This is a genomic window from Sphaerospermopsis sp. LEGE 00249 (assembly GCF_014299995.1).
GTDB classification, from domain to species: Bacteria; Cyanobacteriota; Cyanobacteriia; order Cyanobacteriales; family Nostocaceae; genus Sphaerospermopsis; species Sphaerospermopsis kisseleviana.
Genome location: NZ_JACJUZ010000054.1, coordinates 14,189 through 36,710 on the forward strand (window position 1 = coordinate 14,189; position 22,522 = coordinate 36,710).

At 38.0% G+C, this 22,522-nt stretch carries 22 protein-coding genes and 1 riboswitch; of the genes, 4 read left to right on the forward strand and 18 right to left on the reverse strand.

Translation table 11 applies throughout. From position 1 onward, the window contains the following. Positions 1-92: 92 nt before the first annotated feature. Positions 93-188 carry a photosystem I reaction center subunit XII gene (gene psaM, locus H5968_RS17485; RefSeq protein WP_096571955.1) on the reverse strand — a complete coding sequence of 32 codons (96 nt, stop codon included), beginning with the start codon at positions 186-188 and terminating at the stop codon, positions 93-95. Between the two features lie 243 nt (positions 189-431). Between psaM and H5968_RS17490 the strand changes: the two genes are divergently transcribed. Beyond that, a complete protein-coding gene (locus H5968_RS17490) occupies positions 432-1,670 on the forward strand; it encodes an FGGY-family carbohydrate kinase (RefSeq protein ID WP_187040993.1) in 1,239 nt (412 codons plus the stop codon). Positions 1,671-1,734: 64 nt separating this feature from the next. Here H5968_RS17490 and H5968_RS17495 read toward each other — a convergent pair whose 3' ends face one another. After that, positions 1,735-3,261 (reverse strand): HAMP domain-containing sensor histidine kinase, encoded by a 1,527-nt coding sequence (locus tag H5968_RS17495; protein WP_187040975.1) that lies wholly within the window; start codon positions 3,259-3,261, stop codon positions 1,735-1,737. Positions 3,262-3,566: 305 nt separating this feature from the next. Here H5968_RS17495 and H5968_RS17500 point away from each other — a divergent pair, with 305 nt between their 5' ends. Continuing rightward, positions 3,567-5,561 carry an AarF/ABC1/UbiB kinase family protein gene (locus H5968_RS17500; protein ID WP_187040976.1) on the forward strand — a complete coding sequence of 665 codons (1,995 nt, stop codon included), beginning with the start codon at positions 3,567-3,569 and terminating at the stop codon, positions 5,559-5,561. Positions 5,562-5,639: 78 nt separating this feature from the next. Here the strand turns inward: H5968_RS17500 and H5968_RS17505 are convergent, their stop codons facing one another. The 9 genes from H5968_RS17505 to H5968_RS17545 all read right to left on the reverse strand — a co-directional run bounded on the left by H5968_RS17505 (position 5,640) and on the right by H5968_RS17545 (position 13,872). Then, positions 5,640-6,071, reverse strand: a complete 432-nt coding sequence (locus H5968_RS17505; protein WP_187040977.1) for a hypothetical protein — start codon at positions 6,069-6,071, stop codon at positions 5,640-5,642. Between the two features lie 116 nt (positions 6,072-6,187). Next, positions 6,188-9,292 carry a valine--tRNA ligase gene (locus H5968_RS17510; RefSeq protein ID WP_187040978.1) on the reverse strand — a complete coding sequence of 1,035 codons (3,105 nt, stop codon included), beginning with the start codon at positions 9,290-9,292 and terminating at the stop codon, positions 6,188-6,190. A gap of 388 nt (positions 9,293-9,680) precedes the next feature. Further along, positions 9,681-10,088 (reverse strand): PIN domain-containing protein, encoded by a 408-nt coding sequence (locus tag H5968_RS17515; protein WP_187040979.1) that lies wholly within the window; start codon positions 10,086-10,088, stop codon positions 9,681-9,683. Between the two features lie 12 nt (positions 10,089-10,100). Beyond that, complete coding sequence (locus H5968_RS17520) at positions 10,101-10,328, reverse strand: hypothetical protein (RefSeq protein ID WP_187040980.1); 228 nt, start codon at positions 10,326-10,328, stop codon at positions 10,101-10,103. Positions 10,329-10,341: 13 nt separating this feature from the next. Beyond that, positions 10,342-10,743 carry a hypothetical protein gene (locus H5968_RS17525; RefSeq protein ID WP_187040981.1) on the reverse strand — a complete coding sequence of 134 codons (402 nt, stop codon included), beginning with the start codon at positions 10,741-10,743 and terminating at the stop codon, positions 10,342-10,344. Positions 10,744-10,748: 5 nt separating this feature from the next. Then, positions 10,749-10,961: a hypothetical protein gene (locus H5968_RS17530; protein ID WP_096571964.1), complete on the reverse strand. Its 213-nt coding sequence runs from the start codon at positions 10,959-10,961 to the stop codon at positions 10,749-10,751. 137 nt (positions 10,962-11,098) lie between these two features. Beyond that, a complete protein-coding gene (locus H5968_RS17535; RefSeq protein ID WP_187040982.1) occupies positions 11,099-11,704 on the reverse strand; it encodes a hypothetical protein in 606 nt (201 codons plus the stop codon). After that, positions 11,694-12,833, reverse strand: coding sequence for an XRE family transcriptional regulator (locus tag H5968_RS17540; RefSeq protein ID WP_187040983.1), 1,140 nt, complete (start codon positions 12,831-12,833; stop codon positions 11,694-11,696). Before H5968_RS17540 ends, H5968_RS17535 begins: the two co-directional genes overlap by 11 nt. Before the next feature lie 109 nt (positions 12,834-12,942). Next, positions 12,943-13,872, reverse strand: a complete 930-nt coding sequence (locus H5968_RS17545) for a hypothetical protein (RefSeq protein WP_187040984.1) — start codon at positions 13,870-13,872, stop codon at positions 12,943-12,945. A 121-nt stretch (positions 13,873-13,993) separates the two neighbouring features. Between H5968_RS17545 and H5968_RS17550 the strand changes: the two genes are divergently transcribed. After that, complete coding sequence (locus tag H5968_RS17550) at positions 13,994-14,224, forward strand: hypothetical protein (protein ID WP_187040985.1); 231 nt, start codon at positions 13,994-13,996, stop codon at positions 14,222-14,224. Next, the gene (locus tag H5968_RS17555) at positions 14,214-14,561 is read left to right on the forward strand and encodes a type II toxin-antitoxin system PemK/MazF family toxin (RefSeq protein WP_187040986.1); all 348 of its coding nucleotides are present in this window, start codon (positions 14,214-14,216) and stop codon (positions 14,559-14,561) included. Before H5968_RS17550 ends, H5968_RS17555 begins: the two co-directional genes overlap by 11 nt. A gap of 138 nt (positions 14,562-14,699) precedes the next feature. On the opposite strand, the gene H5968_RS17560 is transcribed toward H5968_RS17555, so the two are convergent. From H5968_RS17560 to H5968_RS17590, 7 genes are all read right to left on the reverse strand, one after another. Further along, positions 14,700-14,882, reverse strand: coding sequence for a PCP reductase family protein (locus tag H5968_RS17560; protein ID WP_096571967.1), 183 nt, complete (start codon positions 14,880-14,882; stop codon positions 14,700-14,702). Between the two features lie 238 nt (positions 14,883-15,120). Continuing rightward, complete coding sequence (gene thiC, locus H5968_RS17565) at positions 15,121-16,497, reverse strand: phosphomethylpyrimidine synthase (RefSeq protein WP_187040987.1); 1,377 nt, start codon at positions 16,495-16,497, stop codon at positions 15,121-15,123. Positions 16,498-16,503: 6 nt separating this feature from the next. Continuing rightward, positions 16,504-16,601: riboswitch (TPP riboswitch) on the reverse strand. An 88-nt stretch (positions 16,602-16,689) separates the two neighbouring features. Next, positions 16,690-18,576 (reverse strand): excinuclease ABC subunit UvrC, encoded by a 1,887-nt coding sequence (gene uvrC, locus H5968_RS17570; RefSeq protein ID WP_187040988.1) that lies wholly within the window; start codon positions 18,574-18,576, stop codon positions 16,690-16,692. Between the two features lie 213 nt (positions 18,577-18,789). Continuing rightward, positions 18,790-20,016 (reverse strand): LL-diaminopimelate aminotransferase, encoded by a 1,227-nt coding sequence (locus H5968_RS17575; protein WP_187040989.1) that lies wholly within the window; start codon positions 20,014-20,016, stop codon positions 18,790-18,792. A gap of 265 nt (positions 20,017-20,281) precedes the next feature. Then, entirely contained in the window at positions 20,282-20,617 is a 336-nt protein-coding gene (locus H5968_RS17580; RefSeq protein WP_096572852.1) for a co-chaperone YbbN, read from the reverse strand. A 267-nt stretch (positions 20,618-20,884) separates the two neighbouring features. Then, a complete protein-coding gene (locus H5968_RS17585) occupies positions 20,885-21,676 on the reverse strand; it encodes a PspA/IM30 family protein (RefSeq protein WP_187040990.1) in 792 nt (263 codons plus the stop codon). A gap of 232 nt (positions 21,677-21,908) precedes the next feature. Beyond that, positions 21,909-22,522 (reverse strand): PspA/IM30 family protein (locus H5968_RS17590; protein WP_187040991.1); only part of this gene is annotated, 614 nt, incomplete at its 5' end.

Consider the following 22,522-nt stretch of genomic DNA (forward strand, 5'->3'; position numbering starts at 1 on the left):
AAGATACTTTTGGCTAAAAGTCTCAAGATCCTGAAGATTTTACCTTGTATGGCCAGGTTGATTTAGTCTTGTGTGGGTGTCACATCTGGGAGTTACTTGTAAAGTTCAGTCGCCAAACGCCAAGCGAGAATGCCTGGAATTAAAGCTACAACTAGAGCGATGTACACTTGAGTATCTGAGATAGTCATGGTGGAAACTCTCCTAAAATTCCAATGAGATGATTAACATTTCTTTTACTACTTTTCCTTGTTTTGCCAAAATTGGGGAATATCTTGTTACAAGATGCAACAAAAACATGATTGATTGGTGATTGGTGATTGGTGATTGGGAAAAATACAAATAACTTCCCCCTGCTCCTTACTAGAAAGCTCCCCTGCTTCTTCCCCAGTCACCAGTCACCAGTCCCTATTCCCTATTCCCTATTCCCCGTTATGACTTTCTACTTGGGTATTGATTTTGGTACATCTGGCGCACGAGCGATAGTGATTGATGAAGAGGCTAGAATTGTCTCTCAAATGCGTTATCCTTGGGCAAATGTGACAAATTGGGTAAATTGCTGGAAAGACGCTTTATGGGGTCTTATAGAGGGAATTTCCCAGGAATGGCGGCGTGAAATTGGGGCGATCGCTATTAACGGTACTTCTTCTACAATCTTGCTGACTGATGCTGCTGGCCAGCCTGTAGATGCTCCCTTATTGTACAACGATCCACGGGGATCAATGATGCTCAAGGATTTGAGTAGTATTGCTCCACCTAACCACACGGTACTGAGTGCTACTTCTAGCCTGGCAAAACTGCTGTGGATGCAACAATTACCTACGTTTAATCAAGCTAGATATTTATTACATCAAGCTGATTGGTTGGCATTTCTCTTACATGGAAAATTAGGTATTAGCGATTATCACAACGCTTTAAAATTGGGTTATGACGTGGAAAATTTGCAATATCCAGAATGGCTAGAAAAAGTAGAAATTCCTGTGTTTTTACCTCAAGTTTTAGCACCTGGTACTCCCATTAGTGAAATAACTCCAGAAATTGCGGCTAAATTTGGTTTTAGGCGTGATTGCTTGGTGTGTACAGGAACAACAGATAGTATTGCGGCTTTTTTAGCTAGTGGAGCAAAATTACCAGGGGAAGCGGTAACTTCTTTGGGTTCAACCTTGGTGTTGAAACTTTTGAGTCGTACCCGTGTAGAAGATGCACGATATGGAATTTACAGCCACCGTTTAGGAGATTTATGGTTAACTGGAGGAGCTTCTAATACTGGTGGTGCTGTATTAAAACACTTTTTCACTGATGATGACTTAGTTCGCTTGAGTCAAGAAATTGATGTATCACAAGCCAGTGAGTTAGATTATTATCCTTTGTTGAAAGAAGGCGATCGCTTTCCCATTAATGATCCCCATCTACCCCCAAGACTAGAACCTAGACCAGATGATCCCAAAGAATTTTTACATGGTTTGTTATCAAGTATGGCGCGAATAGAAGCAAGAGGATATGAATTATTGCAACAACTGGGAGCAGATAAATTAAGCTATGTTTATACGGCTGGTGGTGGTGCGGCTAATTCTACTTGGACGGCTATTAGAGCTAAATATTTAAAAGTACCTGTAGTTGCATCTAATAACACCGAAGCTGCTTATGGAAGTGCGCTTTTGGCGATGCGGTGATCAAAAATAGGTGATTGGTGATTGGTGATTGGGGAGAAATATTTACCTCCTGCCTCCTGACTGCTTACATTTTCACTTTTTGTTGACAACTAACTTCTAAAGGGAGGAAAATGGTTAAAACTTCCCCATATTTGGGATTTTGACGTACAATCAACTTACCACCAATAGCTTGAAATAGATGTTTAGTAGCAGAAATATTTAAACTAATAGTTCCTGTTTCCGGCTGGAATACTAATAATTGACCTAAAGATTTACGAATTGGTAGTGTTATTGTTCTAGTTGTATCTTGACAATCTAATTGAGGTGATAATTGTAATTTGAGTTGATCACCGGCAGGAATAACTTGAACTTGAATAGAACTACCGGGGGGTAAACTGCGGGTGAAATTTTCCATTAAACCGGTGAGTACCCGATCTAGCATAGCGGGATTACTGACAACAGTTGGTAATTGCTGAGGTAAAGCCACATCTAAAGTTAAATTCCGTCGAGTTGCTGCTTGTTGCCAACGGGGGATACTTTGCTGTAAAACTTGATCCAAAGACATTGGCGTTAATTGGGTATTGCCAGATTTTGCTGTTGTACAAGTTTCTAATTCTGCGGCTTTAAATAACAACTCCATCCGATCAATTTGTTCAGTACATTCGTGATCAATAACTTGCAAACGATTAATTACAGTAGTTGGTAAATCTTGCCGCTTGAGTAGCAACCGAGTCATAGTACGAATAGTTGCCAGTGGGGTGCGGACTTCATGGGCAAAAGCTTGTAGTAATTCCACATCAGAACGGGAAGATGGTTTTGCTGATGGGGAAAGATGACTGTGGGTAGGTGGAGAGATGGGAATAGTATGTGTTGGTTTATCCGTTTCTGGTTCTGCTAATTCCTGAAGCAAAAACTGGGTAAATTGAATTATAGTTTGATAGTTTGGTGCAGTTGCCGGATATTTTTGGACTAAAGCATCCAAATCGGCAAATAATTCGGGATTAGTCAAAACCACCCTTGCGCCTAAAACTTGCCAAGCTTGCTGTACTACTTCTGGTGCAAAAGAAAATAAAAATTCTTTGTTCCCGCTGCTGTTTGCTGATAACACTAAAACCAATCTAAAATTTTCTGTGAACACCAAGCAAAACTGCTCTGCTCCTAGAGGATCGGCAGGTAATAAGGGTAAAATTGATTCTTCTGGACAGATATGATTATATTTGTAAGCATAGTCTGTAATTTGCTGCGGATCTTCCCAAGGGGATATATCCTCATTTTCTTGACTTTGGGCGATCGCACCGGAAACTTGAAACGGCATCAAAGCCAAAGGGTTAAAGGGTTGGGCAGTAAAAGTAACCGTTTTTAAACTTTTAGTTAATTTTGGCTGACTAAATAAGGGTGCTGGTGCTGTTAAAACTAAACCTTGAGTTAAACCTTGGGTTAAACCTTGAGTGATGTCAGATGTCGTAGTTGCCAAGGTATTGAGGAGGAGATGTTCTGTAGCTGCTAAACTGATGCGCCATTGCTGCTCTGCTTTAGCAGATGAACACTCAGCCTTATTTGATCGGCTTGCGGCTAAAACTTCTCTCAAACTTGGCAAAATCCATTCGTACACAGGTTTTCACCTCTCGATTAACGAGTATCTAAAATCTAATTGACGAGCATCTCACAGCAGCTAAAGTAGACACTGCACTATATACTTATGAGGTTATAGTCTTTTCTGCATTAGTGATAGTAGTAGAACCGAACAATTGAGTAGGAATTTCCCTGGCGATGATGGCTATCTTGATGAAAATCAAGCTGGGATAAAACCTTGACAGGATATGATTACAACTTTCCTTGTTTGTTGACTTAATCTAGCGGCATTCGCAACATATTGTTACAATATTTAACAGCGTTTATCTTACTGGTGGCTTTTTGATGATGGTTAAGAGTCTTCCCCCTAGTTCTCGTTCTACCGTGGAGGACAGTCGCGGAAGCGAATTGTCCTTAATTGAAGTAATACCAGAAAATAGTACAGAAGTCTTAGTGATCAATTCACCAAAATTCTCAGCAAAGCATAAGCAGACAGTATTGGCTGAAAATGAACCTGAGACACTGCGTTATGATCCTGAAGAGATTCAAGCACATTACCAAAGCCAAACTTTACAGGTTCTGGGGCGGATTTTAACAGTTTTACGACCTACGTTGTCATATCTTTTCGGGATTTGGTGGGATAAGCAACGGGGAATTGTGGTGAAAAATGATCGTCGTCGGGCAGTTCAACTGCGAGAATTATTAACAAAATTAGGTCCTGCTTATATTAAAATTGGACAGGCTTTGTCTACCAGACCGGATTTAGTTCCTCCTATATATTTGGAAGAATTAACTAAATTACAAGATCAATTACCATCGTTTCCTAATGAAATAGCTTACCAGTTTATTGAGGAAGAATTAGGAAGTCGTCCAGAGGAGATTTACGCGGAACTTTCAGCAGAACCAATTGCTGCTGCGTCTTTGGGACAAGTTTATAAAGGTAAACTCAAAACTGGCGAAGAGGTAGCAATTAAAGTCCAGCGTCCAGATTTGCGAGAAAGAATTACCATTGATTTGTACATTTTACGCAAGTTAGCTGGATGGGTGCAAAAAAATGTAAAACGGGTTAGAAGTGATTTAGTTGGGATTTTGGATGAATTGGGCGATCGCATTTTTGAAGAAATGGACTATATCCATGAAGGTGAAAATGCTGAACGCTTTTTTGAATTATATGGACATATCCCAGATATTTATGTACCAAAAATTTACTGGGAATACACCAACCGTCGCGTTTTAACGATGGAATGGATTAATGGTATTAAATTAACTCAAACGAGGGAAATTAAAGAACTAGGAATAGATGCACGTTATTTAATTGAAGTAGGTGTGCAGTGTTCCCTGCGTCAATTATTAGAACATGGATTTTTCCATGCTGACCCCCATCCTGGTAATTTGTTAGCTACCTTTGATGGTAAGTTAGCTTATCTTGATTTTGGGATGATGAGCGAAATTAAACCGCCCCAACGTTATGGTTTAATTGAAGCTATTGTTCACGTTGTTAACCGTGATTTTGATTTATTAGCACAAGATTACGTCAAATTAGAATTTCTTTCCCAAGAAACAGATTTAACACCGATTGTTCCCGCTTTTGCCAAAGTTTTTGCTAATGCCCAAGGTGCGAGTGTCGCAGAACTAAACATTAAAAGCATTACTGATGATTTATCAGCATTAATGTATGAGTATCCTTTCCGCGTACCTCCCTATTACGCTTTAATTATTCGTTCTTTGGTGACATTGGAAGGGATTGCTATTTATATAGATCCGAATTTCAAAGTTCTCAGTGAAGCTTATCCTTATGTTTCTAAACGACTGTTAACAGATCCAGCTGATGAATTAAGAACTTCATTGAAAGATTTATTATTTAAAGATGGTAAATTTCGGTGGAATCGTTTAGAAAACTTGTTAAAAAATGCCCGTAATAGTCAAGATTACGACTTTAATTTAATCATGAATCAGAGTGTAGAATTTCTCTCTTCTGAACGCGGTGTATTTATTCGTGATAGGTTAGTAGATGAGTTTGTGAATGGGCTGGATGCGGTAAGTAAAAACGTTTTACATAATTTTACTTTTTTACTCCGAGAAAGGGTAGGTTTAACAGCAGTTAATGAAATGCCTGGTGCAAGTGTTGAACAACAACAAACTTTAGAACATATTAAACGAATTTTAGGAATTCTCCGAGAAACGAGAGGTTTTGATCCTGCTAAACTTGCTCCCCAAGTAGCGCAGGTACTTTTTAATCCAAGAGTACATTATTTAGGACAACAAATTGCTAATCGTTTTACGCAAAAAGCCGTAGCTAGGTTAATTCGGCAATTATTAGCAGAAGAGGAAATTGGGTGATTGGTGATTGGTGATTGGTGATTGGGAATCATATAATTAATTACCCATTATCAATTATCAATTACCCATTATCAATTATCAATTACCCTCTTGATGTCCATTGTGGTCACGTTGAATACTTTCTTGTAGGGCTTGAATTTGTTCACGACGGGCTTCTAATTCCAAAGTGCGACGGGCTAAATCTTGATTTTGCAAGGTTAAAGATTGTCGCCACTGTTCCGCTTTTTCTGCTTCCTGTTGTAAAAATTCTGGGGTAATACCAGTTTTGAGGTAAGTTTGCACTAAATAAAGTACCCAACTGGTAGCATCTTCAATTGTTGCTATTTCACCTGTAGGAGAAAGTTCGACTAATACCAGCACTTTTTCGTTCATGATGCTTCCTTTTGCCAGAAGAATACAAGTATCTTCAGAAAGAATAGACCATAAATATTCAGATTCCTGACGTGCTAATAGGCGTAATTGATATTGCCCTAAAAAATCATTTTTACATATTTGAGCTAGATACAACATAGTAATTCAAAATTGAGGAATAGGGAATAGGGAATAGGGAATAGGGAATAGGGAATAGGGAATAGGGAACAGGGAACAGGAAAAAATAATTACTGTCACCTGTCACCTGTCACCTGTTATAAAGTACGCAGACGTTCCTGCAAAATTTCCGCTTGTTTTTGTGCTTCTGCTAAAGCATCTCTGGTAGTTTGTACCACATCTGCGGGAGCTTTATCTACAAAGTTGGAATTACTCAATCTTCCAGTTAAAGCTTTAACTTCCGCTTCAACTTTATTCAAACTTTTCTCTAATTTCGCCCGCAATACTTCAACATCAACTACTCCAGTTAAGGGAATAACAATTTGCACAGTACCCACAACTCCGGAAATAGAATTTTCTTTTTCCTGTGCAGGTTCTTTTTCTTCTTCCTGTGTGGTAGCAGGTTCTATTTCTGTTTCTGTTTGTGTTTCCTTCGCTGGGAAATATTTAGCAAATAATTCTTTTCTGGCTTTACCATTGAGTAGATAACGGACTACAAACCAACCTGCATAAAATAAACCCACTGTTTCAAAGAAACTACCAAAAATGGGTATCCGTAAAGATGTATTGCCGACAAAAATAACGACTCTGAGAGTAACTAACACCGCCAGAATTAAACCAATATTTTTCAAAGTCCGCCAATAGGAACTACTGAAAAGTTCTTTATTTTTGGGTAATTCTGTTGTTGCTTCTGTTGGTGATCCTGTTGGTGCTTCTCCAGTATTTTCTGGAGTGCTTTCTAGGGAATTGGGAGCATTAATAGTTAATGTTTCTACCTTGGCTAAATCTTTGATATATGCTTCCGCAATTGTCAGAATTGACCTTTCTTTTTCACTTTCACTTTGCAAATTTGCGGTAATTTTTGCCCCTGGTTTAACATCAGCTTCCGCCCGTAAATTACGGATAGTGCGGATAGTATTAATTAACAAATCAAATTGTTCTTCTAAGCTAGAATCAATTAAATTTGTATCCGCTTCTGGATAAGCTTGTAAAGCTAAAACTTGGGGATTTTCGGCTGGTTGTTGGGTGAGAGTTTGCCAAATTTCTTCGGTAATATGGGGCATGAAAGGATGTAATAACTTTAATACCCCTTCCAAAACGTAGGCGATAATTTGTTGGGCAATTTTCCGAGATGCGGGATCTGCATCTTTTTGTAATCTGGATTTTACTAATTCAATATACCAGTCACAAAAATCTCCCCAAATAAACTCATAAAGTCCTTTGGCTGCTTCCCCTAAACCATAATTATCAATGTAGTTATTTGTTTGTTTAACTACTTGATGATAACGGGAAAGAATCCATTTATCACTGAGTTCTATGGGTTCTGGTTTACCTAATTGGGCTGGAGTTTGTCCATCCAAATTCATCATGACAAATCGGGCAGCATTCCAGATTTTATTAGCAAAATTTCGAGATGCTTCTACAGAGATAGATTCATCTTTTTTGCGGTCATATTCTAAGCGAATATCTTGACCTGCACCGACTACTTCTTTAACTAATGTATAACGCAGGGCATCAGTTCCATATTTATCAATCAACAATAATGGGTCAATGCCATTGTTTGCTGATTTGGACATTTTCTTATTATTTTCATCCCTCACTAAACCGTGAATATAAACGGTTTTGAAGGGCATTTTTCCGGTAAAATGTCCTGCCATTAAGGTCATTCTTGCTACCCAGAAAAAGATGATATCAAATCCTGTAACTAGGGTAGCGTTGGGGTAGTAGGTTTCTAAGTCTTTGGTTTGTTCTGGCCATCCTAATGTGGAGAAAGGCCATAAACCGGAGGAAAACCAGGTGTCTAAAACGTCGGGGTCTTGTTCTAGTTTGACTTCTTCGCCAAATTGGGCTTTAGCTTTTTCTAATGCTTCATCTGCGGTTTTAGCAACAAAGAAGGGTGTGGTGTCGGTAATTTCTCCGCCGGTTTCGCTAACTGCATACCAAGCGGGTATTTGATGACCCCACCATAATTGACGGGAAATACACCAGTCACGCAGATTTACTAACCAATCACGGTAAACCTTTCTCCAGCGTTCGGGGACAAATTCGGGGGAGTTTTGATTGTCTAGAAAATCTAGGGTTTTGTCAGCGATGGGGCGAATTTTGACAAACCACTGGGTTGAAAGTAGGGGTTCTACGGGGACTTTTCCGCGATCGCTATAGGGTACTGTATGTTTATAGTCTTCTATTTTGACCAGTACACCGTCGGCTTCTAAACGAGCAACTACATTTTTTCTAGCAACAAAGCGGTCTTGTCCTTGGAACTCTCCCGCATTTTCGTTAAGCGTGCCGTCTTTGTTCATGATATTGATAAACGGCAAATCATGACGCTTACCCATTTCAAAGTCGTTAGGGTCATGGGCAGGAGTGACTTTAACGCATCCTGTACCGAAAGCGGGGTCAACTAATTCATCACCAATAATCGGTATTTCCCGATTCATGATGGGTAAGGTGAGAGTTTTACCAATTAAATTTTTATACCGTTCATCTTCCGGGTTAACCGCAACTGCCGTATCACCTAACATGGTTTCGGGTCTTGTGGTGGCGACTTCTACAAAACCAGAACCATCGCTGAGAGGATAACGGAAGTGCCAAAGATTACCATTTACCTCTTTGGGTTCGACTTCCAAATCAGACACCGCAGACTGAGAAGCGGGACACCAGTTAACTAAGTAATTACTCCGGTAAATTAGACCTTCTTCATAAAGACGGATAAATGCTTCTAAAACAGCTTTTGATAAACCTTCATCTAGGGTGAAGCGTTCCCGCGACCAGTCCACGGAAACACCCAAACGGCGTAATTGATTGACAATTGTACCACCTGATTCAGCTTTCCATTGCCAAGCCCGTTCTAAGAATTTTTCCCTACCTAAGTCGTAGCGAGTTTTACCTTCTGCTTTGAGTTGTTTTTCCAGAATGGTTTGTACTGCTATACTTGCGTGGTCAGTACCAGGTAGCCAAAGAGCGTTTTTACCCTTCATTCTTTGATAGCGAATGATGGCATCAATCAACGCACTTTCAAATGCGTGACCCATGTGTAAACTGCCGGTGACGTTTGGGGGCGGAATAACAATACAGTAGGGTTCACCGGGGTGGTTGGGGTCTGCTTTGTAGACTTGGTTTTCTTCCCAGAATTTTTGCCATTTCGCTTCTGTGGAGAATGATTCGTAAACACTGGGGAGATTTGGTATAGTTGCGGTCATGCTGGGAATTATCAGTTTTTTAGGACTCTGATCAATTTTGCCATAAGGTAGCATGGATGGTGATTTGTTACGAACCGCAAAGTTCGCAAAGTTCGCAAAGTTGGAATATTCGTAAGTTTTGGCAATGTGAGATGATGCGGTTTGTGGTCTGTTGGTTTTATTGCCACAGTAAGTATATCAAAAACATGATAGAATATTATTGAATAATAAGAGTGAAAAATATGAACAAAGAAGCAATTCAAAAACTCAGAAACATAATGGATGAAACCAGTAAAGAAGCACTAGCTAAAGGCTTAACTCCTGAAATTTTAGAATCTATTTTACAAGATGATGAATAAACACCGTTTTATTGGTGATACACGGTAAGCTACTGATAAAATATCAATTTTTATTCTAACTGTTTCAATAGCTGAGATACTAACAACACAGGTATGACTGAATTAGAAAAACCTTTGATATCACGAGTAACAATTGCATCTAAACTTTGATCAACTGCACAGTAAATTTGAACTGCATCTTCAAAGTCTGTTAACCCAGATGTAAAAGCTGCTTCTAAAATAGCCCGGTTAACAGGAGAAATAACCATAATATCTAATATGTTTGAAATCGCTTGTCTAGCAAGTTGAAGACTTTGGGTTTGTCTACGAGCAATGTAGAAAATATCTGTTAGTGTTGTTGCAGTGACATATCCGATTAATTGCCCAGAAGCAATTGCTTGAAATAGCATTTCTGCATCTTGTAAAAACGGCTCTCTTTCTAAGAAGTAATCTAGAATAATGTTAGTAGTTAGTATCAATGAGAATTTTCACTACAGATACTTCTCCTCTTTATGTTCTGCTAACATTGCTTTAACTTGTTCATCATTTGGTGCTGGTTGATTGGTTTTTAGTAAACCTTTCATTTGTTTGATAATGCGAGTTTTTTCTGACTGTTGGTTAGGTTGATTTTGCAAGGATTCGATAATTGCGCGAACGAGTTCTAGGCGATCGCTCTCCGATAATTTACAGGCTTTATCTTTCAGTTCTTGTAGAGACATAGAGGGTATTTTACTACGATTTAGGTTTGTTCTCAAATTCAAGTTTTGAACGATAGAAAGAAACATCAAATTCCATAAAGAAATTAGTTTGTCCCAAAATTAAGGGTGCATTTGGTTTACTCACCCATGCAAAAGCCAAATTAACTGAGGGAAATTCACCTATTTCAGCAGTAGCAAAAAATGGCATAGCTGCTTGACTGAGATTACCTGCTAATTGGATAATTGCCTTTCTACTATCCCAGATTCCACCTAACTGAAGCCCTATTTCATAGGGTAAAACGTTGATAGTAGCACCACTATCTACTAAACCTAAAACTTCTATTATTTGATCACCTTTACGTACAATTAAGGGAAGTCTGGGTAAACTATCAAATTCATTTTGACTGGGATCTGTTGTTGAATATTTAAACCGCATAAACTTTAATCATTAGCAATAGATTGATTTAGTTCTTCCATGAGGATTTTTCCAGCACCGAAGCTGTTATCAGGAGTTGCTAGGTAATATGTTTTGAATGGTTCTAAGGGAGAAATATCTTCTGTAGAGTCTAACTCTTCTGCAAGAATGCGAATTAATTTAAGTTTTTCGGATGCTGAAAGTTGTTGAATTGATGGTAGTAATTCGGTTAGTGTCATATTTTGCTTGTGGTGAGATTTATCCTATTGTATTGTAGCTGGTTTATCGAAAAGTAATACATTTAGTATGATTTGGCGATCGCACTTACCAAAATCACATCACAAGCGATCGCACAAAAACTAATTTTTCAGGTTACTTATTTAGTATCATTTTCTTTTTCTATATTTAAATACGTTTTTGACCTGTAATCTAAAGCTCTATAATACATTTCAGTAAAGTATTCTGCTAATTTTCGATTATATTTTTTGTGATCATTAATAATTGCTTGTAAATCACTATCACCCAAAAAATTTTTAAAAAATAACCAACCTAATAAGTGGGGAGTAGTTTGTACTAATCTAGTATCCATAACTTCACTAGCCAGTTTTCTAGCACCTTGATCATCTGTTAAGAAAGCTTGGTTTGTTTTCTTGGCAAATACAATGGAAGCTAACTCTCCTTTCCCTAGTCGTTTCCGTTTTTCAAGAATTGAAACTTCTTGTAAGTCTTCAAGTTCTAGATTGTAGTTCTTAACTTTTCCATCTTCAGTTGCTTTTCGGAAAATCTTTTGTAGTTCACGTGCTTCTGGTGTAGGATTTTTTCTTGGATTATGCAAACACTCATAATATACAAAGCTAGTACAACAGAAATGACATCCTGCGGATTGAGCAGCTACGTAAAGAAGTTGGGATGAGAAAATATTATCAATAGCACATGAATCAACAACATTTAGTTTTTGAAATTCAGATGGATTAATCGCCATATTTTAAAGTTTGTCCGTAAATATTTGCAATATTTTGTAATTCATATTCATCAACTAAAAGCATTTCTGCTAATCTACCTGCTGATATGAACTTTTGATAATAAGCATCAAAGCATAGTTTTACATAAAAAGTTGATAGACCTCTTTTTAGTAATTCTTCTTTACGCTGTCTAGATCCTGTTGATAAATCTTCGGGTAATTCTGGATCAACTTTCATATATGATGGTACTATGACCGATTTTACTTGTGCTTCATCAGATATTAGATTAGCACTCTTCAACGCATAAGCTAAGGCTTGTGTGCTAACCTTTAATTTACTTGCCCACTCAATAGCCTTATCAGGATTCCAACTTGTAGAATCTGGAATGTTGCTTAGGAACTCTGGAGGCATCAGATAACGAGATGCAAATGTATTTGCTCTAACTTCAACAAGAGTTTTTTTATCTGAATCAAGGGAAAGAACAAAATCTTTTTCTTCATCTAAAATTGCATGAGCAGATTCATGTGCTACCGTAAATCTTTGTCTATAAATATCTTCACTGTAATTAACTAGCACACACTTACCAGCTACAGGATGTTTAATATATAGACCAGAAATATTTGAGTTGCCTAATTCACGACGGAAAATATGAAATCCTAAACGGCGAAAGTCATCATAAATATTACTGCTTACTTGATTCACAGAATATCCTAAATGCTCTCGTAGCTTTTTTGCTGCTTGTTCCCCATGATCTATGAAGTATTTTCCTTGCGGAATAAAGCTAAATGGTTTGTAGTCTCTCCTGAAAATTAAACTTAATAAAAAATCTTCACACTCGCACAGAAAAAGAAATTCTTGCACAGCCCAACGGTCTTCTTTTGAGAACTCATCACCATGCTTTCTAAATAAAATTTCAGTTTGCTCAAAAGGTGCTAGTTTTTCATTTGATATAAAGAACTGGTAATCACATTTATAATAATCTGCTAATATCAAAACCTCATCACCTGTTGGTTTTTTCTCCCCATTTTCAAGAGCAGTTAAAGATTGTATTGAAATACCAGTTGATACTGAAATTTCATCTAGTGAATTTTCAAACTGCGCTCTGTATTTTTTCAATTTTGAACTGAATAGGGCAAGATCAAATGTCATACAACTAATTCCCCATAACGCAATTCTCTAAATCAATTAAAGCATCAGTATCAAAAAATAATTCAGCAGTTTGGGAAATATCCTCAAACTGCCAAAACACCATTTTATACTAAACTTCCCGATTCCGCAATCTTTCTAACAACTCCTCACGGGATAAACTACCCAAAGACAAAAGCAACTGAGTGCGTTCAGCAATAGGAAACTTAGCAATCTTTTCCACCGCATCAGATAACTCAGCATCTAAACTACCAAACCGCCCTTCCAACAAAGAAGTTATCAATAAAAGTTGTCCTTCCTGTCTTCCTTCCTGTCTTCCTTCTTGCTTTGCTTCTTGTCTCCATTCTTCCCGTTGTTGTAAATAAGCTGGTGATAAGTTCATAATCTCTTCCTCCTCTTCTCTACTTAAATTATCTCTCAATTCTAAATTCTTGCGCCAGTCGGCTAAAATTTCTAACAAATTCTCCCTAAAAGGGTTGTTTTCAGGTAAAGTCGTTAACTCCTCTACTGCTCTTTTTTGTGTTCCTCCTTTCCCTAAAACTCTTAACCATAAAGTATCCTCATTTTCTGGTAATTGATGAATCACAACTATTGCTGTTTTCAAAATATCATGCAGAAAATAAATACCCTTAACCCAATCTTCTCCTATCTCATTTGCACCTAATCCTTTAATCATGCGAGGTGAGAAAGTTGGTGTTAAAATCCATAACATCGGAAATTCTGATTCAGCAATATTTTGGTTTTCTCGTTTCGCCCTCCTGACAATATCGCCATGAACAGCATATAATTTGAGTAAACAACTGCGAATTTCTATTTCTGATGGTGGGTTACGAAAAACCTCAATTAAACATTGAGTTTTGGCGATTTTACCTAATAAACCCAAAGGTAAATTTTCCTGAGTGGGTGTAGGAAAGGGTTCAAACCAAACATCAATTTCTTGAACTTCGCTTTTCACCTTTTCGCTTTTTTTGATTATTCCTACAGGTGTTAATAATTCCTCTAGGTATTCTTTAGCAAATTGATCGTGAGTTTGTCGAGTCATTTGATGATATTGAAAATCACATTTTTCCAAAAATCACACTAAACATGAAAAATATTGTATAATAATCATGTTACTATAAAGTTATACTTTTAATAGTAGTTAACCCCAAGAAGTAAAACAAATGTTACAATCAATCGAAGGCATTTATCAAGACGGAAAAATTGAGCTAACCGAAATGCCAACCGGCATCAAAACAGCGCGAGTAATTGTAACTTTTATTGATGCAAATGCTTCTGTAGATTTGTCATCTCGTGGGATTAATGAAGAACAAGCTGCAAATTTAAGAGCTAGATTGCAATGTTTTGCAGAAGATTGGGAACAACCAGAAATGGAAGCTTACGATGCCTTATAATCGTGGTCAAGTAGTGCTGGTTTTGTTCCCAGACTCAAACTTAAAAACTGCTAAACGTCGTCCTGCTTTAGTGGTTCAATCTAATAATATTTGTACTGGTTTATCGCAAACTATTATAGCTATGATTACTAGCAATGTTTCCCGTGCTGGACACCCTAGCAGAGTTTTTGTGAATATAGCAACACCACCAGGAAAACAAACAGGATTAGTTAGCGATTCTGTGATTATGACAGATAATCTAGCAACTGTTTTAGATACAGAAATTGATAAAGTGATTGGTTTTTACTCAGAAATGTCTTTAGTAGATGCAGCACTCAGACATACATTGGAAATTTAAAATTAGACATTTAAAATTGTGTTGTGTCTGCCAGAGAATTTCTGCATCTTGTAACAATGGCAATCGCTCCAGGTTTAAAAATCTCTAAAATCAGATGTTTACCATTGCTGAACGATATACAGTTGATGGTAAATTTAACTACTTATTAAAATTCTTATTAAACAACTGTTTAGCCTGTTCATAAACCTGAATATCAATAACAACTATCCCATTCTCCTGAGCATAATTTTCAATCTTCTTCCGTGCAAAAGGACGCACAAAAAAAGGAATTTCTTTGATTTTCGCTTCCGCTTCCGCAGTCCATTTTATTTGTTCACTCATAGATTTTTAGGTTGTGAATGATGTGACAGATTTCGATTTATGCACAGTTACAAAAATACAGCATTTTTAATGTATTTCTTCAATCTTCTTTTTCTCTTCTTTCTTCCTTTGCGTCTTTGCGCCTACCCTGCGGGATCTCCTCACGGAGATTGCGTGAGATATAAAAATCTGGTTCACGAAAATCACTATAATATCGTTACCAGGTTTAACCCAGTAACGATATTTAACCAGAACTATTTTAGCATTGTTGCGCTACAGGTTCTTTAGCCAAAAATTCTTCTAACTCAGTTAAAGCCTCATCTTCAATCTTAGTCTGCATCGGACAGAACTTAGGACCACACATAGAACAAAACTCAGCCTTTTTATAAACATCATCAGGCAAAGTTTCATCATGATATTCCCTAGCTCGCTCAGGATCTAAAGATAACTCAAATTGACGATTCCAATCAAAATTATACCGCGCTCTAGACAGTTCATCATCCCGATCTCTAGCACCAGGGCGATGTCTCGCAATATCCGCCGCATGAGCAGCTATTTTATAAGCTATTAACCCATTACGCACGTCTTCAGCATTAGGTAAACCTAAATGTTCTTTAGGTGTCACATAACATAACATGGCAGTACCATACCATCCCGCCATTGCTGCACCAATGGCTGAAGTAATATGATCATAACCAGGAGCAATGTCTGTAACTAAAGGACCAAGAACATAGAAAGGAGCTTCTGAACACTCCTCCATTTGCTTGCGGACATTGAACTCAATTTGATCCATAGGAACGTGACCAGGACCTTCCACCATTACCTGTACATCATGTTCCCATGCTCTGCGGGTGAGTTGACCTAAAGTTTTCAGTTCTGCTAACTGCGCTGCGTCTGTTGCATCATGGGTACATCCAGGACGCAGAGAGTCGCCTAAACTGAAAGTAACATCATATTTCTTAAAAATCTCAATGATGTCATTGAAATGGGTGTACAGGGGGTTTTGTTTGCGGTGCAGCAACATCCACTTAGCCAAAATACCGCCACCACGGGAAACAATACCTGTGAGACGAGTTTTCACTAAAGGTAAATGTTCTATCAACAAACCCGCGTGGATGGTTTGATAGTCTACCCCTTGTTGAGCGTGTTTTTCGATGATGTGCAGAAAGTCGTCAGCGGTGAAGTTTTCCATTCTGCCATGGACGCTTTCTAAAGCTTGGTACACTGGAACAGTACCGATAGGAACAGGTGAAGCTTTGATAATAGCGGTACGAATTTCATCTAAATTACCACCACCTGTGGACAAGTCCATCACGGTATCAGCACCGTATTTGATAGATAATCTTAATTTTTCCAATTCTTCTTGAACATCGGAAGAATTAGGAGATGCACCAATATTGGCATTGACTTTACATTTAGAAGCGATACCTATAGCCATCGGTTCTAGGTTAGTGTGATTAATATTCGCAGGTATCACCATTCTTCCCCGTGCTACTTCTTCGCGGATCAGTTCAGGAGGAAGGTTTTCCACCTTAGCGACGTGGTACATTTCCTCAGTAATTACACCTTGGCGAGCGTAGTGCATTTGTGTAACATTACCCTGTCCACGTCGCTTGGCTATCCATTCAGTTCGCATACAATAATCCTCAATATACAGCTTCCCTACGCTGGTATTACCCAGTCTCAGGTGTTAAGGGTTTGATCTCAGCTTGGCTTTCACAAGCACCCCTAGCATCAATGGAATTTTAGCATTTTAATGATCAGCAAGGGGAGGGGGTTAATATTTTTTGGTATTTTGGTATTTTGGTGTGTGAAAGTGCAATATTCCTCAATTTGGATGAAAATAGGTATAAATTTCCTGTGCTAATCTCGGTCCAATTCCCGAAACTTCTGTTAATTGTTGTGGTGTAGCTTGACGGATATAATCAACGGAGCGAAAATGAGCTAGTAGTAACTTTTGTCGATGGTGTCCTAAACCGGGAATTTCATCTAAGCGCGACCTTTTCAATTTATCACTTCTTTGTTGTCGATGAAAACTCACAGCAAACCGATGTGCTTCATCTCGCAACCTTCGCAATAATTGTACTCCTGGTTGTTCTGCATCTGTTTCTAAAGGTAAAGACTCACCGGGTAAAAAGATTTCTTCCCGTTTTTTTGCTAAACTCACAACACGCAAGTCTGCTAATAAATTCATTTCTTCTAAAATAGATACTACCGCAGATAATTGACCTTTACCACCATCAATCATAATTAAATCTGGCCAGTCAGAATTTCCTAATCTTGGTAATTTTGGATCTTCAATATATTTCCTAAATCTTCTGTGAATCACTTCTGCTAAACTGGCAAAATCATCAGAATGTCCAATACTCACATTGGGATTTTTAATTTTATAATGACGGTAATATTGTTTTGCTGGTAAACCATCAATAAATACCACTTGAGAAGCTACTGCATTACTTCCTTGAATATGAGAAATATCATAACCTTCAATGCGGTGAGGTAAGTCTGGTAAATCAAGAATTGCTGCTAAATCTTCTAAGGATTTTTGATTACTATTACCCAATTTTTGCATTCTTTGTAATTCAAATTGGGCGTTTTTTTCTACCATTTCTATTAATTCTGCTTTTGTTTGTCGCAAAGGTGCAATAATATTTACTTTTCTGCCTTTTCTTTGTGTTAAAATTTCTGCTAAAATTTCCCCATCGGGTAATTCATGTTGTACTAAAATTTCACTAGGAATTTCTACACTATCTGCTGTTTGATAATGTTCTTCTAATACTCTTTGTAAAATTGCTCCTGGTTCAGCTTGGGAGTTAGCAATAAACGCTAATCTTCCGACTAATTGACCTGCACGAATTTGAAATAATTGAATGTATGCGTGTTGATTATCTGCGGCTAAAGCAATGGCATCTCTTGATACTGTATCATCAGGTAAGGATACTTTTTGCTGTGCAGTTAAGGATTTTAAACCAATAATTTGATCTCTGATTTTAGCTGCGGTTTCAAAATTCAATTCTTCCGCTGCTGCTTCCATTTGTGTTGTTAAAATATCTATTAATTCCTGAGTTCTTCCTTGAAATACCATTGCTATTTTTTGGATAATTGTCCGGTATTCTTCAGGAGAAATTAACTGTTGACAAACTCCAGGACAACGACCAATATCATAATTTAAACAAGGACGATCTTTAAATAAAGGTTGGGGTCTTTGTTTTTGGGGAAAAATGCGTTTACACAGGTGCAGAATTTCCCGTAATAAACCTGAGTCTGTGTAAGGTCCGTAGTATTTATCTTTTTTATCTTTGGGTTTTCCCAGTTGACGTTTACGAGTAATAAAAATGCGCGGATACTCCTCGGACCAGGTAATGCAGAGATAAGGATATTTTTTATCGTCTTTTAATAAAACATTAAAATAAGGTTGATGCTGTTTGATTAAATTTGCTTCTAATGCTAATGCTTCCGCTTCGGTATCAGTGACAATAAATTCAATTTCCGTCACTAATTTAACCATCGTGTTAATGCGTTGAGTCTTATTAGTGTAGTCACGGAAATAGGAACGAACACGCGATCGCAATTTGCGAGATTTACCTATATAAATAATGCGATCGCTTTCATCCCGCATTAAATAAACCCCTGGTGCTGGGGGAATTTCTGCTAAACGGGTTTCTAGTTCCTCTGGTTTTTTAACTAAGGGTAGAGTTTGGGATGATACTGTCACGGCTAATGTTAGGTAATTTTACAAATAAATACCTCTCTTTATTTTAAGAAATATTTTTAATGTCATCTAATTTTTGATGAAGATGCGATGAATTATATAACGAACCGCAAAGGACGCAAAGCACACAAAGAAAGCCAGAAAACCAGGGAATAAATTCCCTGTCTTATAGCTAAAGTCAGTTAAAACCGACTATTTTGCAAAGATTATGGTTTCTCAAACGCTAGAATTAATAAATTCAGCAATTCTATCTACCGCAGTTTCTAATATCTGTGGTTCTTGCACCAACGCAAAACGCACATATCCTTCCCCTGCTGAACCAAAACCAGCACCCGGAGAAGCAGCTACACCAGTTTGTTTAACTAACTCTGTACAAAATTTGATAGAATTATTACTCCAAGGTTCTGGTAATTTTGCCCAAATATACATAGTTGCTTCTGGTGTGGGAACGTTCCAACCAATGCGGTGTAAGGCATTGATGAAAGCATCACGACGTTGGCGGAAAATAGCAACTGATTTTTTTACACCGTCTTGATTGCCTGTAAGTGCAGCGATCGCCCCGTTTAAAATTCCCAAATATTGATTAAAATCAACGGTGGCTTTAACCTGTTTTAAAGCTTGAATTAATTGAGCGTTACCAATGGCGTAACCAATGCGGAAACCACCCATATTATAAGATTTAGACAAGGTGAAAAATTCAATAGAAACGCTTTTTTCAGGGTCAGCTTGTAAAATTGAGGGAACTGAGGATTTTAGATTTTGGATTTTGGATTTTGGATTGAAAGTTTCGTCCTGGGTAAATACTAAATCTACGTAGGGGAAATCATGGACTAAAACAATGTTATGCTTTTTACAAAAAGCTACAGCTTCTTGAAAGAAAGATAAAGGAGCGATCGCACTGGTAGGATTATGGGGATAGCTTAACACCATCAGCCGTGACTGAGCTAAAACTGAAGCGGGAATATCAGTCAACACTGGTAAAAAATTATTTTCTGCCTTTAAGGGCATTGGGTAAATTTGCCCACTTGCTAAATAAACTCCTCCTGCATGGGAAGGATAACCAGGGTCTAATAACAACGCAAAATCACCAGGATTGAGAATTGCTAAAGGTAAATGTGCAGTTCCTTCCTGAGAACCAATCAAAGGTAAAACTTCTGTTTCTGGGTCAACTTTAATACCAAATTTTTGCTCATACCATTGAGCAGCAGCTTGACGAAATCCTTGAGTTCCTCGAAACAGCAAATAACCGTGAGTGCTAGGATCATCAAGAGATTTGGCGATCGCATCAATAATATGATTATCTACTGGTAAATCAGAAGACCCCAGAGACAAATCAATTAATTTTTTTCCAGCAGACACAGCTAGAGCCTTAGCCCTGTCCATATCCGCAAATACATTAGCTTGTAGAGGTTGTAAACGTTGTGCAAATTGCATTTTAGTCATTAGTCATGGGTCATTAAGCTGTTGTGCATTTAATTTGTATAAGTGGAACAGGCATCTTGCCTGTTAAACAAGAGTTCAGAATATTAGGATTATACAATTTAGCTGTGTAACAGCTTAGTAATTAGTCATTAGTAATTAGTCATTGGGCAAAATCAAGTCAAAAGTCAAAAGTCAAAAAATAGGGAACAGGAAAGAGGAAAGGGAGCAAGGAGGAAAATAGCTCTCTTCTGCCTCCAGTCCCCAGTCCCCAGTACCTGACCATTTACTAATTACTATTTAAATGCTGATCCAAAAGACTGAGTAATTGATCTTTGCTGATAACTCCCTCAGTCGATTCTAGCAGTTGCTTTTCTTTAATTAACCTGAGTGCAGGGACACCTTCCACCTGATACCGTTTTACAGTTAGGGGGTTAGGGTCAATTTCCATCTTGACAATTTTTAGGCGATCGCTGTATTTATTAGCAGCTAAACTAATCATTGGCGACATCAATTGACAAGGACCACACCAGGAAGCCCAAAAGTAAACTAATACAGGCTGCTCGGCTTTTAAAACCTCAGTTTCAAACTCAGCGTCAGTGATAGTTATTACACCCTTACTCATTAAAGTCTCCATTAGGTGGCATCTTCCAAGTTGACACACACATTACTGTATCGTAAAAAGGAGTCAGGAGTCAGGAGTCAAGAGTCAGGAGTTATTTATTTTGGATTTTGGATTTTGGATTTTGGATTGTTTTTGTTAACTCCAATCTAAAATCTAAAATCTAAAATCTAAAATCTAAAATTTTCTTTCCCAGTCACCAGTCCCCAACGAAACAAAATCCCACAACCTTGAGGTGTGGGATATTCTCAAATGTGTTTTCTGCAAAACTTACAACTGATCTAATTGTCTCTTTAAAGCTTCCAACTCAGAATCAACCGGTTCTGCTGATTTGGCTGTGGTGGTTGTTTGTTGTGTATTGGTGGGTTGTTTTTGTGGGGGTAGTTGCGGTTGAGGTGCTGCTGGTGATAGCATACTTGCTTTCAAAGCTGCCAATTCATCATCAACATCACTACTACCTTCTAACTGGGCAAATTGGCTTTCTAAAGTTCCACCTACTAATTCTGCTGTAGACTGAGCGCGAGCTTCTTGCATCAAAACCTTTTCTTGCATGCGCTCAAAAGCAGCCATAGCACTGCTTGTACTCATCCCACTAACCATTGAACCCAGTTGTTCCTGAGCTTTAGCAGCAGTAATTCGCGCTTTGAGCATTTCTTTCTTGGTTTTAGCTTCAGAAATTTTGCTCTCTAGCTGGATTAAATTCTTTTTCAGAGTTTCCACCTGTACAGTTTGCTGATCTAAACTGACTTTTAATACTGTAGCAGTATCATTAAAAGTTTTCTTGCGCTCTAATGCTTGACGGGCTAAGTTTTCATCACCTTTTTGCAGAGCTAGTTGGGCGTTACGTTGCCATTTATTAACTTCATTTACAGCATCATTGTGTTGTTTATCTGTGCGCTTTTGGGCAGCAATTGCTTGTGCAACCCCTTGACGTAACTGTACTAAGTCTTCCTGCATTTCCAACAGGGCTTGTTCCAGCATTTTTTCTGGATCTTCTGCTTTATTGATTAAATCGTTAACATTCGCACTAACTACTCTTTTAAGCCGATCAAATAATCCCATAACTTTGTTTTTCCTTGTTTTTCTGCTTGAGGTTTACGCGCTTGGTTAGACAGTGAACTTTTTTACTGTTTAATAGCTACCTATTTCAATTTAATCTTTTTAGTCGGGAATGGTATTTTTACAATACTCTCTCCATTCTGGATCATGACAATATAATTCAGCTACATTAACTCATCAGATTCAACATTTAGTAGTTTTCGTTACTTGATGTACTGCAAATCTATATCTCAAGCTATATTTGTTGCTGCTGGTTATTTACCTCCTTTAACATTTGGGTTTTCATTGCTGCCAGTTCAACATCGACATTATTATTAATAGAATTCAACTTAGCAAATCCTGTTTCCAGATTGTCACCACCCAATTGACCAATTGCTTCTGCTTGTGATTCTATCTGCAACACCTTATCTTCCATCCGTTCTAATGCACCTAGACTAGATGTAGTAGAAAATTCACTCAGCATTTCCTGAAGTTTATAGGAAGCTTGAGCAGAACGAGCGCGAGCAATGTACATATCTTTTTTAGTTTTTACTTCTGCGGTTTTCAACTCCAAACTACGCATATCCTGTTTTAACTTCTCTACAACTTGTTTTTGCTGTTCTATTTGCTCAAACAAAGCTGTAGCTGTTTGTTGGTAAGTTTGGCGTTTGGTGAGAGCTTCCCGTGCTAAAGCTTCGTTACCTTGTTGGAGAGCTAGTTGAGCGCGACGATACCATTCTTGGGATTGAGATTCTGCTGCAAGTGCTTGACGTTCAGTGCGTTTTTGGGTAGCGATCGCACCAGCAACTCCCTGTCTCAATTGTACCAAATTTGACTGCATTTCCAGAAAGGTTTGCTCCAAAACTTTTT